The organism is Microbacterium maritypicum MF109 (genome assembly GCF_000455825.1).
GTDB lineage: Bacteria > Actinomycetota > Actinomycetes > Actinomycetales > Microbacteriaceae > Microbacterium > Microbacterium maritypicum_A.
Genome location: NZ_ATAO01000181.1, coordinates 75,308 through 90,082, shown reverse-complemented (window position 1 = coordinate 90,082; position 14,775 = coordinate 75,308). Strand labels below are relative to the sequence as shown.

At 68.9% G+C, this 14,775-nt stretch carries 17 protein-coding genes; 10 read left to right on the top strand and 7 right to left on the bottom strand.

The features are described from left to right. Positions 1-112 precede the first annotated feature (112 nt). The 5 genes from L687_RS31175 to L687_RS31155 are packed head-to-tail and all read left to right on the top strand — an operon-like array spanning position 113 to position 4,586. Positions 113-1,531, top strand: a complete 1,419-nt coding sequence (locus tag L687_RS31175) for an MFS transporter (protein ID WP_021199727.1) — start codon at positions 113-115, stop codon at positions 1,529-1,531. Beyond that, positions 1,528-2,313: an SDR family oxidoreductase gene (locus L687_RS31170; protein ID WP_021199726.1), complete on the top strand. Its 786-nt coding sequence runs from the start codon at positions 1,528-1,530 to the stop codon at positions 2,311-2,313. Before L687_RS31175 ends, L687_RS31170 begins: the two co-directional genes overlap by 4 nt. Beyond that, positions 2,313-3,044, top strand: coding sequence for a fumarylacetoacetate hydrolase family protein (locus tag L687_RS31165; RefSeq protein ID WP_021199725.1), 732 nt, complete (start codon positions 2,313-2,315; stop codon positions 3,042-3,044). The genes L687_RS31170 and L687_RS31165 overlap by 1 nt, the downstream gene beginning before the upstream one ends. A gap of 16 nt (positions 3,045-3,060) precedes the next feature. Continuing rightward, positions 3,061-4,098 carry an alcohol dehydrogenase catalytic domain-containing protein gene (locus L687_RS31160; protein WP_021199724.1) on the top strand — a complete coding sequence of 346 codons (1,038 nt, stop codon included), beginning with the start codon at positions 3,061-3,063 and terminating at the stop codon, positions 4,096-4,098. After that, on the top strand, positions 4,095-4,586 hold the full coding sequence (locus tag L687_RS31155; protein ID WP_021199723.1) for a gluconokinase: 492 nt from the start codon (positions 4,095-4,097) through the stop codon (positions 4,584-4,586). Before L687_RS31160 ends, L687_RS31155 begins: the two co-directional genes overlap by 4 nt. 43 nt (positions 4,587-4,629) lie before the next feature. On the opposite strand, the gene L687_RS43260 is transcribed toward L687_RS31155, so the two are convergent. Beyond that, positions 4,630-4,755: a hypothetical protein gene (locus L687_RS43260; RefSeq protein ID WP_017828452.1), complete on the bottom strand. Its 126-nt coding sequence runs from the start codon at positions 4,753-4,755 to the stop codon at positions 4,630-4,632. Between the two features lie 222 nt (positions 4,756-4,977). Between L687_RS43260 and L687_RS31150 the strand changes: the two genes are divergently transcribed. Together L687_RS31150 and pth are read left to right on the top strand one after the other, a co-directional pair. Next, complete coding sequence (locus L687_RS31150; protein WP_021199722.1) at positions 4,978-5,592, top strand: 50S ribosomal protein L25/general stress protein Ctc; 615 nt, start codon at positions 4,978-4,980, stop codon at positions 5,590-5,592. 98 nt (positions 5,593-5,690) lie between these two features. Then, complete coding sequence (pth, locus tag L687_RS31145; RefSeq protein WP_021199721.1) at positions 5,691-6,272, top strand: aminoacyl-tRNA hydrolase; 582 nt, start codon at positions 5,691-5,693, stop codon at positions 6,270-6,272. 27 nt (positions 6,273-6,299) lie between these two features. On the opposite strand, the gene L687_RS43115 is transcribed toward pth, so the two are convergent. Then, positions 6,300-6,983 (bottom strand): hypothetical protein, encoded by a 684-nt coding sequence (locus L687_RS43115; protein WP_208323476.1) that lies wholly within the window; start codon positions 6,981-6,983, stop codon positions 6,300-6,302. A 21-nt stretch (positions 6,984-7,004) separates the two neighbouring features. Continuing rightward, complete coding sequence (gene trpS, locus L687_RS31135) at positions 7,005-8,009, bottom strand: tryptophan--tRNA ligase (RefSeq protein ID WP_084487313.1); 1,005 nt, start codon at positions 8,007-8,009, stop codon at positions 7,005-7,007. A gap of 45 nt (positions 8,010-8,054) precedes the next feature. Between trpS and L687_RS31130 the strand changes: the two genes are divergently transcribed. From L687_RS31130 to L687_RS31120, 3 genes are read left to right on the top strand one after another with little or no spacing between them, the layout of a single operon-like run. After that, complete coding sequence (locus L687_RS31130) at positions 8,055-8,696, top strand: hypothetical protein (protein WP_021199718.1); 642 nt, start codon at positions 8,055-8,057, stop codon at positions 8,694-8,696. Then, positions 8,693-9,376, top strand: coding sequence for a DUF4166 domain-containing protein (locus L687_RS31125; RefSeq protein ID WP_021199717.1), 684 nt, complete (start codon positions 8,693-8,695; stop codon positions 9,374-9,376). Before L687_RS31130 ends, L687_RS31125 begins: the two co-directional genes overlap by 4 nt. Beyond that, a complete protein-coding gene (locus tag L687_RS31120) occupies positions 9,373-10,011 on the top strand; it encodes a DUF4166 domain-containing protein (RefSeq protein ID WP_021199716.1) in 639 nt (212 codons plus the stop codon). Before L687_RS31125 ends, L687_RS31120 begins: the two co-directional genes overlap by 4 nt. Here L687_RS31120 and L687_RS31115 read toward each other — a convergent pair. The 4 genes from L687_RS31115 to sdhA form a co-directional block, all read right to left on the bottom strand. Further along, positions 10,005-10,844: an exodeoxyribonuclease III gene (locus L687_RS31115; RefSeq protein ID WP_029265719.1), complete on the bottom strand. Its 840-nt coding sequence runs from the start codon at positions 10,842-10,844 to the stop codon at positions 10,005-10,007. The genes L687_RS31120 and L687_RS31115 overlap by 7 nt on opposite strands. 10 nt (positions 10,845-10,854) lie before the next feature. Then, positions 10,855-12,060, bottom strand: a complete 1,206-nt coding sequence (locus L687_RS31110; protein WP_021199714.1) for a YihY/virulence factor BrkB family protein — start codon at positions 12,058-12,060, stop codon at positions 10,855-10,857. Between the two features lie 106 nt (positions 12,061-12,166). After that, the gene (locus L687_RS31105) at positions 12,167-12,934 is read right to left on the bottom strand and encodes a succinate dehydrogenase iron-sulfur subunit (protein WP_021199713.1); all 768 of its coding nucleotides are present in this window, start codon (positions 12,932-12,934) and stop codon (positions 12,167-12,169) included. Positions 12,935-12,936: 2 nt separating this feature from the next. Next, the gene (gene sdhA / locus L687_RS31100) at positions 12,937-14,763 is read right to left on the bottom strand and encodes a succinate dehydrogenase flavoprotein subunit (protein WP_021199712.1); all 1,827 of its coding nucleotides are present in this window, start codon (positions 14,761-14,763) and stop codon (positions 12,937-12,939) included. Between the last annotated feature and the right edge of the window lie 12 nt (positions 14,764-14,775).

Sequence of the window (14,775 nt, the reverse complement as noted above, 5' to 3'; positions counted from 1 at the left end):
GGTGGTCTTTTTGCGTGCCTGCATCGGGACGCGAAGTCGGTCCAAAGGGTTGAACACAATCCAACGGGCTGGTACAGTCGGGGAACGCCGCAGGCGAAGCCGATCGAAGGAGATGGCCGTGACAGACCCCCGCACCTCACCCCGAGCAGCGTCCGATGACCCGGAATACGCGGCGAACCTGCGCCGCGCGACCCTCGCGTCGAGCATCGGCAGCGCGCTGGAGTACTTCGATTTCGCGCTCTACGGCCTCTCCACGGCGCTGATCTTCAATGTGCTGTTCTTCCCGCAGGATGACCCGGCGATGGCGACGGTCGCCGCGTTCGCGACCTTCGGCGTCGGATTCCTCGCGCGTCCGTTCGGCGGCCTGTTCTTCGGCGTCCTGGGTGACAAGCTCGGGCGCAAGTGGGTCCTGGTCGCGACCATCGTGCTGATGGGCGGCGCCTCCACCGCGATCGGACTGCTGCCCACCTACGCGGCGATCGGCGTGTGGGCACCGATCCTGCTGGTGCTGATGCGGCTGCTGCAGGGTTTCGGAGCGGGTGCCGAGCAGGCGGGGGCGACGGTGCTGATGGCCGAGTACGCGCCGGTGAAGCGCCGGGGCTTCTTCTCGGCACTCCCGTTCGTCGGCATCCAGGCGGGCACACTGCTCGCCGCGGTGGTGTTCGGCCTGATCACGCTGCTCCCCGAGGACCAGCTGCTGAGCTGGGGATGGCGCGTGCCCTTCCTCGCCTCTTTCGCACTGATCCTGCTCGCGCTGTTCATCCGGATGCGGCTGCGCGAGACGCCGACGTTCATCGAGCTCGAGAAGCACGAGCAGATCGCCGACCGCCCCATCAAGGAGATCTTCACCCACGGCCTGCCCGGCGTGATCGTCGGTGTGGGGCTGCGGATGGCCGAGAACGGCGGCTCGTACATGTTCCAGACGCTCGGTCTCGCCTTCTTCGTCACGGTCGTCGGCGACAACGCCGACAAGAGTCTGCTCACCTGGGGCGTCACCCTCGGGTCGCTGATCGGCGTCTTCTCCGTGCCGTTCACCGGCCACCTCTCCGACCGCTTCGGGCGCCGTACCGTCTACCGCTTCGGAGCGGTCTTCATGCTGATCTACACGTTCCCCGCGTGGTGGCTGCTGTCGCTCGGGAACTACGCCGTGGCCATCGGTGTGATCGCGATCGGCATCGGCGTCGCCGTGAACAGCATGCTCGGACCGCAGTGCGCCATGCTTCCCGAGCTCTTCGGAAACCGTCACCGCTACCTGGGCGTGGCGATGGCCCGCGAGATCTCGGCCGTGCTCGCCGGTGGCCTCGCCGGTGTCCTCGGTGCTTACCTGATCGCGGTGAGCGACGGCAACTGGGTGCTCCTGGCCATCTACATGGCTGTGCTGGCCCTCATCACCACCGCGTCGACATTCCTCGCTCCCGAGACGCTCCGCCGTGACCTCACCCGTGTCGACGACGCGATCAAGGTCTCGCGCGGGGAGGGCGGCGACGACGTGTTCGCCACCACGGTGTCGATCAAGGCCGTCGGACGATGACGGCGCTGCCGGCGGGACTCGCCGCTTTCGATCTGACCGGGCGCACGGCGCTCGTCACCGGGTCGAGCCAGGGGATCGGCAGGACTCTGGCCGAGGGGCTCGCAGGCGCGGGCGCGACCGTCGTCGTGCACGGGCGGGATGCCGCGAAGGCGCAGGCGGCGGCGGGAGTGATCGCACAGGGCACGGGAGCCGTCGTGCACAGCGTCGTCTTCGACGTGACCGAGGCGGCGGCGGTGGATGCCGGCATGGGCGAGGTGGAGCATCTGGTCGGCACTCCCGACATCCTCGTGAACAACGCCGGTGTCCAGCGCCGTGCGCCGATCGCCGAGTTCGCCGACGAGGATTGGGATGCCCTCGTGCAGACCAACCTCTCCAGCGTCTTCCACCTGTCGCGACGGGTCTCCGCCGGGATGATCGCGCGTGGCTCGGGCAAGATCATCCAGATCGGCAGCGTGCAGTCGCAGCTCGCCCGCCCGTCGATCGCGGCGTATGCGGCGACCAAGGGCGCGATCGTGATGTTCACGAAGGGGCTGTGCGCCGATCTCGCCCCGCACGGTATCCAGGCCAATGCGATCGCGCCCGGATACTTCGCCACCGAGCTCACGAAGGCTCTCGTCGCAGACGAGCAGTTCTCCGAGTGGGTCCGCGCGCGCACACCCGCCGGGCGCTGGGGTGACACCGCGGACCTCGTCGGGGCCCTGCTGTTCCTCGCCAGCGGCGCGAGCGACTTCGTCAATGGACAGACGCTGTTCGTCGACGGCGGTATGACGGCGGTCGTCTGATGCGCCTCGGACGCGTCGCCACCACGGGAGGCCCCCGGTGGGTGCGGCAGGCGGCCGACGGCTTGATCCCGGTGACGGATCCGTTCGTCGCCTTCGCCGAGGGGCAGGAGCCGGAGGATGCCGGGCCGCGCATCGAAGGCACGGTCATCGCGCCGGTGGATCCGCTGGTGATCGTCGGCATAGCCCAGAACGGACCCGCCCACGTCTCTCCCGTGCAGGCGTGGCTCAAGAGCCCGCGGACGGTGACCGCCGGCGGTGTCGACGTCGTCCTGCGCCGCGATGCGGGCGGCCAGGTCGCCGAGGGGGAGATCGCGGTCGTGATCGGCCGCCCGACCCGGGGGCTGACCGCGCAGACCGCGCACGAGTACGTGCTCGGGGTCACCGCGGTAAACGACCTCTCGAGTCCGGAGCGCGCGGCGTTCGATCCGCGAAATTTCGAATCGAAGTCGGGGGAGGGGTACACGCCGCTCGGCCCCTGGATCGACACCGCAGCCGGGATCGACGATGTGCGCCTCCAGGTGGAGGTCGACGGACGCCCGGTCGCCGAGACCGGAAGCCGGCAGTTGCCGATGTCGATCCGCGACTGCCTCGCCTACGTGGCCGCGTGGTCGCGGCTCGGCCCGGGCGATGTCGTCATGACGGGTGCTCCGCACTCGCAGGCGCCCGTGGGGCCGGGGCAGATCGTGACCGTCAGAGTGGCGGGGATCGAGTTGGTCACGGCTTTCGTGTGACCGAGGAAGGAGCGCGGTGAACAACCTCGCCGTGGTGGCGCACGCCGCCGAAGACCTGCGGATCGAAGACATCGGCGCCCCGGCGCCCCGATCGGACGAGGCCGTCGTGGGCATCGCCTACGGGGGCATCTGCGGATCCGACCTCCACTACTGGCAGCACGGCGCGGCCGGTGCATCCGTGCTGCGCGAGCCGATGATCCTCGGGCACGAGGTGTCCGGGGTCGTGGCCGTCGCTGCGGCCGACGGCACGGGACCGGCCGTCGGCACCCCCGTGGCCGTCCATCCGCTCACCGCGCACGGCGACGGTCGCACGCCCTGGCCCCCCGAGCATCCGAATCTCGCACCGGCCTCGACGTATCTCGGGTCGGCGATGCACCTGCCGCACACGCAGGGAGCCTTCGCGCGGCGCGTGGCGCTCCCTGCGCGCATGCTGTATCCGCTTCCTTCCGGCCTCGACCTGCAGACGGCGGCGCTGGCAGAGCCCGCAGCCGTCGCCTGGCACGGGGTGCAGAGGGCGGGGGATGTGCGCGACCGGCGAGTGGTCGTGATCGGCGCCGGACCCATCGGTCAGCTCGTCGCCGCCGTCGCCCAGCGTGCCGGCGCGTCCTCCGTGACCGTCACCGACCTGCAGCAGCGGCCGAGGGAGATCGCCGAGGCGCGCGGGATCCGAGCGATCGATGCGCGGGCCGCGACCGAGATCTCCGAGCTGTATGCCGATGTCGTGATCGAGTCGAGCGGAACGGTTTCGGGGCTCGACGCCGCCGTCTCCGCTGCTGTCCGCGGGGGCACGGTGGTGATGCTGGGGCTCCAGCGCGGGGGCGCGGTTTCCGCGCCGATGGCCACGGCGATCACTCGCGAGCTCACGCTGCGGGGGTCCTTCCGCTTCGGCGCGGAGTTCGGCGAGGTCATCGCCGCCCTCGCCGATGGCAGCCTCGACGTGCGCGGTATCATCAGCCAGGTGGTGCCTGTGGACGACGCGCTCGACGCGTTCGCACTGGCCGCCGACCCCGCGAGTTCCTGCAAGGTGCTCGTCGACCTCGGCCGGGAGGCATGAGTGTGCGCGTCGTCGTGATGGGCCCGAGCGGTTCGGGCAAGTCGACCGTGGGTGCGTTCCTCGCCGAGAGCCTCGGTGCGCGCTTCATCGACGGCGATGATCTGCATCCGGCCGCGAACGTCCGCAAGATGGCGGCCGGGGTGCCTCTGGACGACACGGATCGGCTGCCCTGGCTCCGTCTGGTCGGCGAGACGCTGCAGAGTGAGGACCGCGTCGTCGTGGCGTGCTCGGCGCTCAAGCGCGTCTATCGCGACGTCATCCGGACCGGAGCGCCCGAGACGTTCTTCGCCGAACTCGCTATCGGTCGCGCGGTGCTCGAGGAGCGGATGCGGCTGCGGGCCGATCACTTCATGCCGGCGGCGCTCCTGGACTCGCAGCTCCAGACGCTCGAATCGCTCGAGGCCGATGAGGCTGGAATCCGGGTGGACGAGTCGGCGGACGTCCGGACCGCGGCCGCCGTCATCGCCGAAGCGGCACAGCGGCGCTGAGAGTTCGGGGCAGAGCGTGCGGAAACGGCTCTGCGGCCGGCGGTCAGTCCTTGCGGTATCCCGAGCGTCCCATCGCGAACAGCGCGATGAACGAGGTGACGGCTGCGCACACGGTCATGGCGCCGATCAGCCAGAGGAGTGCGTGCGAGAGGAAGGCGCCGTCGAGCATGGGGTTCTCCGTGTTCTGCAGAAAAAGGACCGGTGTCCTCAGCCTATCGGGTCATCCGGTACCATTGAGGCTGTACCTCGGCGAGGGATGCTTCTGCGCGTGCGCGAACATCCGTTATCGACGCGGCGAAGCAAGCCCGGTGGCTTTCCTCCTGCGTCAGCGAGTTCGAAAATTCCAAGACCACCGCGCGGCGCCTTCGCTGCGTGTCCCGAAGGAGAACCCATGTCTGAAGACACCAAGGTCCAGGCCGAGCTCCGCGAGAGCTTCGGCAAGGGCTTCGCCCGCCGCCTCCGCGCCGCCGGCAAGATCCCCGCCGTCATCTACGGCCACGGCACCGAGCCGGTGCACGTCGCGCTGCCGGGCCACCAGGTCTCGCTCATCATCCGTCGCGCCAACGCGCTTCTCGAGCTCGACATCGAGGGCAAGGGCCAGCTCGCCCTCGTCAAGGACGTCCAGCGCGACCCGGTGCACCAGATCATCGAGCACATCGACCTGCTCGTCGTGAAGAAGGGCGAGAAGGTCGCCATCGACGTCCCGATCGTCGTCACGGGCGAGTCCGCTGCCGGCACCATCGTCAACCTCGACGCGACCACGCTGTCGATCGAGGCCGAGGCCACGCACATCCCGCAGAACATCGAGGTCTCCGTCGAGGGCCTGGAAGAGGGCGCGCACATCACCGGCGCCGACGTGAAGCTCCCCAAGGGCTCCACGCTGCTCTCCGACCCCGAGGTCCTCGTCGTGGCGATCTCGGTCCCGGCTGCACCCACCGAGGATGACGAAGAGGCCGCCGAGGCCGGCGAGGCCACCGAGGCTGCCGAAGAGGCCGCCGCGGAGTGACCTCCGACTGATTCATCACAGAGGGGACGCGATCCGATCGCGTCCCCTCTGTCGTATCCTGACCGGGGCTGCGCACCCGGCGGGGAGAGGACGACGACATGGCATCGACCTGGCTCGTGGTGGGGCTCGGCAACCCCGGCCCGCGATACGAGGCCACGCGACACAACATCGGGCAGATGGTGGTCGATGAGCTGGCATCGCGGCGCGGCGAAGCCTTCCGTGAGCACAAGGGCGGAGCCCGCGTCGTCGAGACGTGGGTGCGCCCCGGCGCGGACAAGCTCGTGCTGGCCAAGCCGAACACCTTCATGAACGTCTCGGGGACCCCGGTGGCGGCGCTGGCCCGGTTCTACTCGGTGCCGCCAGAGCAGGTGATCGTGGTACACGATGAACTCGACATCCCGTTCGACACGGTCAAGCTCAAGACCGGGGGAGGACACGGCGGACACAACGGTGTCCGTGATGTCGCACGGGCGCTGAGCACTGCCGACTTTCCGCGTGTGCGGGTGGGCATCGGCCGTCCGGTCGGGCGTCAGGATCCCGCGGACTGGGTGCTCGCCCCGTTCGGCAAGGAAGAGCGGCCGAACCTGCCGATCCTCATCGCGGACGCCGCCGACGCGGTCGAGCTGCTGGTCGACGAAGGCCTTCTCGCGGCACAGCAGAAGCACCACGCGCCGCGCTGAGACGGCCGCTGCGGGGTCGTGGCGCGGTCAGGCCGTATAGGTCGACAGGCCCGTCGCAGCGCCCGCGGTCAGCGCGACGACCAGGGCGATGAAGAAGATCACCGACGCCAGGACGGCGACCACGACAGCGGCGATTCCCGCGCCGCGGCCACGCTTCTTGGCGATCGCGACGATACCGAGCACGATCGCTGCGATGCCGACGACGGTCCCGATCCAGAAGGAGAGCTCCGCCCAGAGCACCTGATCCCGCACCGGGGTGAGCACGCGGAGGTCGTCGGCGGTGACCGATGCGCCGTTCGGGAGGAACCGACCGATCTCGAACGCGCTGATGCCCACGACGATCGCCGGCACCACGGCCGCGACGAGCGCGAGAACCAGCGCAAGTGTTCCGAAGAGTCCGGAGGTGGACGGTGTCGCGGCGTCGGGCACCTGATAGGCGCCGGCCGGGGTGGCGTAGCCGCCGACAGGCACCTGGTAGGCCCCGGGAGGGGCTGCCGGATACCCGGGCGCGGGCGCTGCCGGGTAGCCGGAGGGCGTTGCCGGAGGATACGGGGCACCCGCCGGGGGATACGCGGGAGCTGCAGGGGGATACGCGGGAGCTGCCGGAGGGTACCCGGGGGCGGTCGGCGGCGGGAACGCGCCGGTCGCGGGGGACGCAGACGGGTCGGAGGGCACGGCACCGGGCGGGGGAGGCAGCTGCGGATCAGTCACGCCCCCATCCTAAGGCGAGGCTCAGACGCGCCGGAGCAGACCCACCCGGTCGTACACGTCGGAGAGGGTCGCGTCGGCGACGGCGTCAGCGCGCGCGGCGTTCTCCGCCAGGATGCGATCGAGCTCGGCAGGATCGTCGAGCAGCTCGAGGGCCCTGGCACGCACCGGCTCGAACTCGTTCACGATGACCTCGGCAAGACCCTTCTTGAAATCGCCGTAACCGCGACCCGCGTATTCGTCCTCGATCGCGGCGACCTGGCGCCCGGTGAGGGCCGCGTAGATCGTGAGCAGGTTCGAGACGCCGGGCTTGTTCTCGCGGTCGAACCGCACCGATCCCTCGTTGTCGGTCACCGCACGCATGATCTTCTTCGCCGACTTCGCCGGGTCGTCGAGCATCCACAGCACGCCGGCATCGCTTTCGGCCGACTTCGACATCTTCGACGTCGGGTTCTGCAGGTCGTAGATGCGCGCGGTCTCCTTCTGGATGACCGGCATCGGCACGGTGAAGGTCTCGCCGAAGCGCGAGTTGAAGCGCTCGGCGAGGTCGCGCGTGAGCTCGACGTGCTGCTTCTGGTCGTCACCCACCGGCACCACGTCGGTCTGGTACAGCAGAATGTCGGCGGCCATCAGCACCGGGTAGGTGAACAGTCCGACGCTGGTCGAGTCCGCGCCGTACCGCGAGGACTTGTCCTTGAACTGGGTCATCCGGCCGGCCTCGCCGAAGCCCGTGATGGTGCTGAGGATCCACGCGAGCTCGGCGTGTGCTCGCACATGCGACTGCACGTACAGCGTCGACAGCGACGGCTCGATGCCGGCCGCGATGTACTGGGCGGCCGTGCGACGCGTCTTCTCGCGGAGCTCGGCCGGATCCTGGGCGACCGTGATCGCGTGCAGGTCGACGACGGAGAAGAACGCGTCGTAGGAGCTCTGCAGGTCCCGCCACTGGAGCAGCGCGCCGATGTAGTTGCCGATCTGGAGGGAGTCGGCGGAGGGCTGCATTCCGGAGTAAAGGCGAGGTTTCGTCACGGAGTCAATCCTATGGGGTGCACGCCGTGCCCCTACGATGGGCGCATGGCCTCCGTATCCCCGCGTTCACGGTCGCGAGGGGATCGGGCCCTCTATGTCGAGATCCTCATCGTCGCGCCCCTGGACGAGGTGTGGCGGCTGACGCAGGATCCGGCCTCGCACGTGCGCTGGGATGCGCGTTTCAGCGACATCGTGCCGCAGCGCACCCGAGCAGACGGTGCGCAGGACTTCCGCTACGAGCTCGATCTCGTGGTGCACACGATCCGCGGGACCGGCGTATCGTACGCCACGAAGGAGAGCCCCTCGGGAGAGCGCACCTCCGCGCTGCTCTTCGACACCGACGATGCGCTCTCGCCGCTCGGAACCGGGCGCGGCTACTGGCGCTACGTGCCGACGGAGAAGGGCGTGCGATTCCTCACCGGCTACGACTACGCACCGGGATGGGGATGGCTGGGACGCGTTCTCGATCCGCTGGTGACCCGACGGTTCGTCTGGTGGCTCACCGCCCGCAGCTTCGATCGTCTCCGGTTGTGGGCCGAGCTGGGCATACCTCCGGAGGAGACCAGCGGCTGGCGGTCGCTCCGGCGCGGGTACCGACCACGCGCACGCAACTGCCTCTCGCGCCCCCGGCGCACCGGGCGGACCATCATGGAGGACGCACCGGTATCCCTCGAGGAGATCGCATGACGACCGGGACCGGGATCTTCGAGCGCGCACTGGGAGCCGACTTCGCGCGCCTCCATCCGCAGCTGCAGCGCCGCTTCGGGGTCGGCGTGGACGCCGGATACGGCTGCATCGGACGCGGGGTGATGTCCGAGGTCCGGCGAGGCCCGTGGTGGACCCTGCCTTTCCTGCTCATCGGCACGTTCCGCAACATCCTGTTCCCCGAGCGGGGGCGGGATGTGCCGTTCCGGATCGACAACCTGGCCTACGTCGACGACTTCGGTCGCGAGACCGTGACCTTCGTGCGGACGATGGACGTGCGCCCCGGCCGCCGCCGCCGATTCGACGCGACCATGATCTACAGCGACGCACGTCGACGGGTGGTCGACTATCTGGGTACGCACCAGCACCTGGCCGTCGACCTCGATCTGGCCGTCACCGACGACGGCGGGCTCCTGCTCACCTCGGGCGCACAGCGCTTCTACGAGGGGCCCATCGCTTTCCGCTTCCCGATGCTCTTCAGCGGGCGTGCTCGGCTCATCGAGCGCTACGACGACGAGCAGGAGCGGTATCTGATCGACCTCGAGATCCACAACGATGTCTTCGGGTTCCTGTTCGGCTACCGCGGTGCCTTCACCTGCGAGTTCGTCGGCGGACCGGCTCCGGAGACCGTCAAGCCGTACCGCGAGGAGATCCGCGAGTGACCGCGCGCGGAGCCGCCTTTCTCGAAGCGCTGGGGGAGGAGGCGGAGAGGCTTCATCCCGAGATCCTGGCGCAGATGCGCGTCGAGGCGAGGAACGACGGAGCCGAGGGGGTCTTCGCGGTCGCCGGCAGCCGGTTCGGGCGCCTCGCCGCCCTCGCGTCGCCCCTCGTCGGGCCGCGGCTGCTCGTCACGCGGTTCGGCCGCGACGTGCCCTTCCGGATCGATACCGTGTCCGGTCGATCGCCCTCGGGGCGGCCGACGCTCGACACGGTCCGGGAGTTCCGTTTCGCCGACACGACACAGCACGTCGTCGACCGGCTCTTCGCCACGGGACATCCCGGCCTCGTCCAGAATGCGCTGGGGTCGAGGGGCCGGGTCGAGATGCTCGAGGAGTGCTCGGTGACCGACGACGGTGCGCTGCGTATGCGCACTCGGGCCGTCGCGCTGCGTCTCGGCCGATGCCGGATCGCGCTACGCGGGATTCTCCGCATCGACGTCGATCTCGTGGACGGCTGGGACGACACTCACGACCGACGCACCATCGAGATGCGCGCGACGAGTCCCGTGCTCGGGACCGTCCTGGAGTACCGGGGATGGTACCGCTACGCGGATGCCACCCCCGGCGCCGCTCAATAGCGGTAGTCGACGACGACGGGCGCGTGGTCGCTCCAGCGCTGGTCATAGGCCGCAGCGCGCGCGACGTGGTAGGTCTCCACACGCTCGGCGAGTGCAGGCGTCGCCAGGTGGTAGTCGATGCGCCACCCGGAGTCGTTGTCGAACGCCTGCCCGCGCATCGACCACCAGGTGTAGGGTCCGTCGACCTCGCCGTGGAACTTCCGCCCCACGTCGATCCAGCCGAGGCCGGTGCCCACGGTGCCGTCGACACCGGAGACCTCCGCGCCGGCCTCGCCGAGGAACCGATCGAAGTACGCGCGCTCGCGGGGAAGGAAACCGGCCTTCTTGCGGTTGCCTCGCCAGTTCTTGATGTCGAGCTCGCGGTGTCCGACGTTCAGGTCGCCGGTCACGAGGGCGAGGGCGCCGTCGGCGCCGAGTTCAGCGAGCCGCGTGCCGAACGCGTCGAGGAACTTCCACTTCTCATCCTGCTTCGGGGTGTCGGCCTCGCCGGAGTGCACGTAGGCGCTCACCACGGTCAGCGGACGGTCGCCGATCAGGTAGTCGGCCTCGATCCATCGCCCCTTGGAGTCGAAGTCGTCGGGTCCGAAGGCGGTGCGCGAGGCCAGCGCAGGCGTGCGGCTGGCGATGGCGACGCCGGCACGTCCCTTCGCGGTGGCCTCGTCATGGACGAGCGACCAGCCAGGGAGCGCGGCCTCGAGATGCTCGTCCTGCCCGCGCACCTCTTGCAGCGTGAGGATGTCGACTCCGGCGTCGTCGAGCCAGGAGCTCATCCCGTTGCGAGCCGCCGCTCGGATTCCGTTGACATTGACCGTGGCGATACGCAGATGAGGCATGGTCACAAGCCTAACGAGCGCTGCCGACATCCCGTCCCGGTCGGTGCAGTTCGGAGAGCAGACGCTGGGCGAGCGGCGTGCTCGGATCGGGCGGCGGGGGAGGAGAGGCCTCGAGGTCGGCGAGCTCCTGCTCCGCGTCGCGCACGGCCTTCGCCGCGCTCCACGCGCGGTACCAGGGCGCGGCTTCACGTGCGGCATGGGCTTCGCGCACGCGGATGCGCGCAGCCGTCAGCAGGGCCTGATACTCCGCCATGCGGCGCTCGGCCTCGGTCAGCGTGAGGAGGGGCAGGTCGCGGTCCTGCGCAGCGACCGCGATCCAGGAGGAGGCCACCAGCATCACCACGCCGTTGATGCGGAACCAGAGCAGCAGACCGATGAAGATCGCGAACGTGGCGAGCAGCGGGTTGGACGGGGTGTAGCTGAGGAGGAACCCCGCACCGAACTGCAGGATCGTCATCGCGCCGCCGCCCAGGAGAGCGCCGGGCCAGATCGTCTGCCAGTGCAGGGAGGTCCCGGTGAGGAATCGGACCATAGCCGCCAGGGCGCCCGACATCAGCGCGAAGGAGACGATGACGGCACCGATGCGGATGAGGATCACCCCGTTCGAGCTGGAGTCCCAGCCGAGCAGACCGAGGAGCCAGCTCAGGATCGCGGCGCTCGCCGAGCTGAGGACCGAACCAGCCACCAGGGAAGCTCCGAAGATCACCGCCGCGAGCAGGTCGCGCGCCTTCAGGATCACGTAGCTGCGACGATCGGGCGGCAGACCGAAGATGTCTCTGGTCGCACGACGAGAGAACGTGACCCAGCCGATCGCGGTCCAGATCACGGTGCCGAGCGCGATCAGACCGGTGACGCTCAGCACTCCGGTGGTGCTCGCCGCGATGTCCTTCACCTGATCGGGCGTGACCACACCGCCCTCGGGAAGGATCAGATTGGGGATGTAGCTGTTGATCATCGCGATGAGGGCGTCGACGGCTTCATCGCTGCCTCCGAGCCAGAGTCCGGCGATCGCGAAGGCCAGGTAGATCGCGGCGAAGATCGCGAAGAGGGCCTGGTAGCTCACGCCCGCGGCGAGGAGGAATCCGTTGTGCTGCAGGAAGTGGCGCCAGACGCGCACGGGGAACAGTCCGAGGGTGCGCTGCGTCAGCGCGGTCGCGCGCTCGACGGCCGCATCGAGGCGACCGGGGTCGGTCGCAGAGCCATCGGGTTCGGACACCTCCCCACCCTATCCAAGAGCGGAACGGGCGTGAGCAGGGCAGGAACGCAGAACAGGCGGCCCCGGAAGGGGACCGCCTGTTCTCGCGTTGTTGCCTGTCGCGGCGTCAGGGGCGACCGCGGAGCACGGCCTGCTTGACCTCGGCGATCGCCTTGGTCACCTCGATGCCACGGGGGCAGGCCTCGGAGCAGTTGAAGGTGGTGCGGCAGCGCCACACGCCTTCCTTGTCGTTGAGGATGTCGAGGCGGACAGCCGCGTTGTCGTCACGGGAGTCGAAGATGAAGCGGTGCGCGTTGACGATCGCCGCCGGCCCGAAGTACTGGCCGTCGGTCCAGAACACGGGGCACGACGAGGTGCACGCGGCGCACAGGATGCACTTGGTGGTGTCGTCGAAGATCTCGCGGTCGGCGATGGACTGGACGCGCTCCTTGCCCTTCTCCGGAACGGAGCTGGCGACGAGGAACGGCTGCACCTCGCGGTACGACGCGAAGAACGGCTCCATGTCGACGACGAGGTCCTTCTCGAGCGGCAGACCCTTGATCGCCTCGACGTAGATCGGCTTCGAGATGTCGAGGTCCTTGATCAGCGTCTTGCAGGCCAGGCGGTTGCGGCCGTTGATGCGCATGGCGTCGGAGCCGCAGATGCCGTGGGCACACGAGCGCCGGAAGGTGAGCGAGCCGTCGACCTCCCACTTGATCTTGTGCAGGGCGTCGAGCACGCGGTCGGTGGAGTAGAGCTCCACGTCGTAGTCGACCCAGTGCGGCTCGGAGTCGACCTCCGGGTTGAACCGGCGGATGTTGAACGTGACGATGAAGGACTGGATGCCGGTCTCTTCGGTCGTGTCGGCAGGTGCCTCTGCGATGGCGGTCGACATGCTCAGTACTTCCTCTCCATCGGCGGGTAGTTGAACTCGCCCTGATCGTTCTTCGTGAAGACGACCGGTTTCCAGTCGAGCTTGATGTGGTCGCTCGGCGTGGAGGAGTGCGGATCACCGGTCAGGTAAGCCATGGTGTGCTTCATGTACTTCTCGTCGTTGCGCTTCGGGAAGTCGTCGCGCATGTGGCCGCCGCGGCTCTCCTCGCGGTTCTGCGCGGCGTAGACGACGACCTCGGCGATGTCGAGGAGGAAGCCCAGCTCGACGGCTTCGAGCAGGTCGGTGTTGAACCGCTGACCCTTGTCGTCGACGTGCACGTTCTTGTAGCGCTCACGCAGCTCGGCGATGACGCCGAGCACGTGCTGGAGGGAGTCGTGCGTGCGGAACACCTGCGCGCCCTTGTCCATCTCGTCCTGCAGCGTCTTGCGCAGGACGGCGATGCGCTCGGTGCCCTGGTTGTTGCGCAGGTCCTCGAGCATGCCCGACACGAAGCCGGCGGGGTTCTCGGGGAGGGGGACGAACTCGGCGGTCTTGACGTACTCGACGGCGTTGCGGCCGGCGCGCTTGCCGAAGACGTTGATGTCGAGCAGCGAGTTGGTGCCGAGGCGGTTGGCGCCGTGCACCGAGACGCATGCGCACTCGCCCGCGGCGTAGAGGCCGGGGACGACGGTGGTGTTGTCCGCGAGGACCTCGCCGTCGTTGTTGGTCGGGATGCCGCCCATCGCGTAGTGCGCGGTGGGCATCACGGGCACGGGCTCGACGACCGGGTCGACACCGAGGTACGTGCGGGCGAACTCGGTGATGTCGGGGAGCTTGGTCTCGAGCACCTCGGCGCCCAGGTGCGTGCAGTCGAGCAGCACGTAGTCCTTGTGGGGGCCGGCGCCGCGCCCGTCCAGGACCTCCTGCACCATGCAGCGCGCGACGATGTCACGCGGGGCGAGGTCCTTGATGGTGGGGGCGTAGCGCTCCATGAAGCGCTCACCGGAGGCGTTGCGCAGGATCGCGCCTTCGCCTCGTGCGCCCTCGGTGAGGAGGATGCCGAGACCGGCGAGCCCGGTCGGGTGGAACTGGAAGAACTCCAGGTCCTCGAGGGGGAGTCCCTTGCGCCACACGATGCCGACGCCGTCACCCGTGAGGGTGTGCGCGTTCGAGGTGGTCTTGAAGATCTTGCCGAAACCGCCGGTCGCGAAGATCACGGCCTTGGCCTGGAAGACGTGCAGCTCGCCGGTGGCCAGGTCATATGCGACGACGCCGGAGACCTGGGTCTTGCCGTCGGCGTCCTTCACCGTGAGCAGGTCGAGCACGTAGAACTCGTTGAAGAAGTTGATGCCGAGCTTGACGCAGTTCTGGAACAGCGTCTGCAGGATCATGTGGCCGGTGCGGTCGGCGGCGTAGCAGGCCCGGCGGACCGGGGTCTTGCCGTGCTCGGCCGTGTGACCGCCGAAGCGACGCTGGTCGATCTTTCCCTCGGGCGTGCGGTTGAACGGGAGGCCCATGTTCTCGAGGTCGATGACCGCGTCGATGGCCTCCTTCGCGAGGATCTCGGCAGCGTCCTGGTCGACGAGGTAGTCGCCGCCCTTCACGGTGTCGAAGGTGTGCCACTCCCAGGAGTCCTCTTCGACGTTCGCGAGGGCTGCCGCCATGCCGCCCTGCGCCGCACCGGTGTGCGAGCGCGTGGGGTACAGCTTGGAGATCACCGCGGTCTTCGCGCCAGGGCCCGCTTCGATGGCGGCACGCATGCCCGCTCCACCGGCTCCCACGATCACGATGTCGAACTGGTGGTAGTGCACGCCGTCACGGACGACGGAATCCTGCGTCTCGGTAGTCACTTCTCGTATGCC

Excerpts from the sequence above, each read along its gene's own strand:
- L687_RS31175 (WP_021199727.1), top strand. The coding sequence starts at position 113 with ATGGCCGTGACAGACCCCCGCACCTCACCCCGAGCAGCGTCCGATGAC.
- L687_RS31130 (WP_021199718.1), top strand. The coding sequence starts at position 8,055 with ATGGCCTCCGTATCCCCGCGTTCACGGTCGCGAGGGGATCGGGCCCTC.
- pth (WP_021199721.1), top strand. The coding sequence starts at position 5,691 with ATGGCATCGACCTGGCTCGTGGTGGGGCTCGGCAACCCCGGCCCGCGA.
- L687_RS31155 (WP_021199723.1), top strand. The coding sequence starts at position 4,095 with ATGAGTGTGCGCGTCGTCGTGATGGGCCCGAGCGGTTCGGGCAAGTCG.
- L687_RS31150 (WP_021199722.1), top strand. The coding sequence starts at position 4,978 with ATGTCTGAAGACACCAAGGTCCAGGCCGAGCTCCGCGAGAGCTTCGGC.
- L687_RS31125 (WP_021199717.1), top strand. The coding sequence starts at position 8,693 with ATGACGACCGGGACCGGGATCTTCGAGCGCGCACTGGGAGCCGACTTC.
- L687_RS43260 (WP_017828452.1), bottom strand. The coding sequence starts at position 4,755 with ATGCTCGACGGCGCCTTCCTCTCGCACGCACTCCTCTGGCTGATCGGC.
- L687_RS31115 (WP_029265719.1), bottom strand. The coding sequence starts at position 10,844 with ATGCCTCATCTGCGTATCGCCACGGTCAATGTCAACGGAATCCGAGCG.
- L687_RS31165 (WP_021199725.1), top strand. The coding sequence starts at position 2,313 with ATGCGCCTCGGACGCGTCGCCACCACGGGAGGCCCCCGGTGGGTGCGG.
- L687_RS31170 (WP_021199726.1), top strand. The coding sequence starts at position 1,528 with ATGACGGCGCTGCCGGCGGGACTCGCCGCTTTCGATCTGACCGGGCGC.
- L687_RS31105 (WP_021199713.1), bottom strand. The coding sequence starts at position 12,934 with ATGTCGACCGCCATCGCAGAGGCACCTGCCGACACGACCGAAGAGACC.